This window comes from Vibrio sp. 10N.247.310.23 (assembly GCF_041467155.1).
Lineage (GTDB): Bacteria > Pseudomonadota > Gammaproteobacteria > Enterobacterales > Vibrionaceae > Vibrio > Vibrio crassostreae_C.
The window spans coordinates 1-1,171 of sequence record NZ_JBFSTZ010000104.1 but is presented as its reverse complement, the minus strand read 5'-3'; the positions used below and the strand labels follow the sequence as shown (position 1 = coordinate 1,171).

Here is a 1,171-nt window from a genome sequence, read left to right as displayed (position 1 = left end):
AATGACGCCCTCGATCCTTCGGGCTTTATTGATATCACATCCACGGCCAAGGACGCGGGCTTTTACTTCCCATACACCGGCATCAGTCAACAAGCGTACTTTCAAGCGGTTGATGTGCCGGACGTTATCATTGAGTGCAGCAAAGAGAAGCTTACCCTTCAATTGCTGAAACTGGCGCGGCGAGCCGCCCGTAAAGTACCGGCTCAGTCGCAGGTGCCCTTTACGGTGTGCCAACCACCCAGCCTCGATAACCTGTACGTCAACCGCTCACTCGACTTAATTGCGAGCATTGAGCGAGACCGACACGATCAACCTATGCTCATCATCACGACCAAAGAGGACGAGGTGCACGACGCATAATCATTGACCGTCAATACGGTGGTGCTTTGCACCACCTTTACCCATGAGGGGGCTTCCCTTCATGGGAGCTCCTTTTTTTTATTAGGAGCACACCCTATGTCTTATTCAATCTGTTATGCCCTGCAAGCGTGGCACTACCCCATCACCGCATTGGTGCGTGACGCGAAAGCGTGGTTTGAGCTGCAAGGCCTTAGCGTCACTGACGCTTTTCATTCCGATGTGAAAAAACACTTAGGATTGATACTGCCTCGCACTGACACGTTTGTTTTTACCGGAGAGTTTGGTGAGAGCAATTTGTTTGATGATGACGGCAAGCGCGTCCGAGACGAATGGTCCTGCCATGGTTTTCTAACGGCGTCTGATGCCGTGCGTTACCTTGGTATTCGTTGGTCAGAAGACGTCGAGTCTGGCAGTCTAAAACCCAATGGACGCTGGAGTACGGCGGAGAGTTGGATAAAACGCATTAAGCAGCAATTGAAACAGGCCGAGCCTTTATCACGCTGCCCACGCCGATGCGAAAAGTCCTTTTACTCAATGCCGCCACTCGATGCACTGTCAGAGTCACAGATGCGATTGATGCAAACGCTCGCGCGTATGTCGGTTGAGCCGATAACCGGGTTGTATGGGGATGAACAAGCGTTTCGCTTAGTGTGTCACCCTAAAAGCGCCTTCGAGTGGTGGCTGTTTTGTCAAGCCGTCCATCACTTACCAGAGCGCCCGCCGGCACTCCCGATGACCAGTATGGATTGGTGATGATATGCGATACCAATCCTCCTATGGCCAAGGCAAATTGCAAGAGCTGCAAGACGCC

The 1,171-nt window shown here is 52.2% G+C and carries 2 protein-coding genes; both read left to right on the top strand.

The genetic code is table 11. The annotated features are described in order from the left end of the window. Window positions 1-360: hypothetical protein (locus AB6D93_RS24110; protein WP_372159261.1), on the top strand; the 360-nt coding region annotated here is incomplete at its 5' end. Window positions 361-456: 96 nt separating this feature from the next. Further along, entirely contained in the window at window positions 457-1,113 is a 657-nt protein-coding gene (locus AB6D93_RS24105) for a hypothetical protein (protein ID WP_102333686.1), read from the top strand. Window positions 1,114-1,171 lie beyond the last annotated feature (58 nt).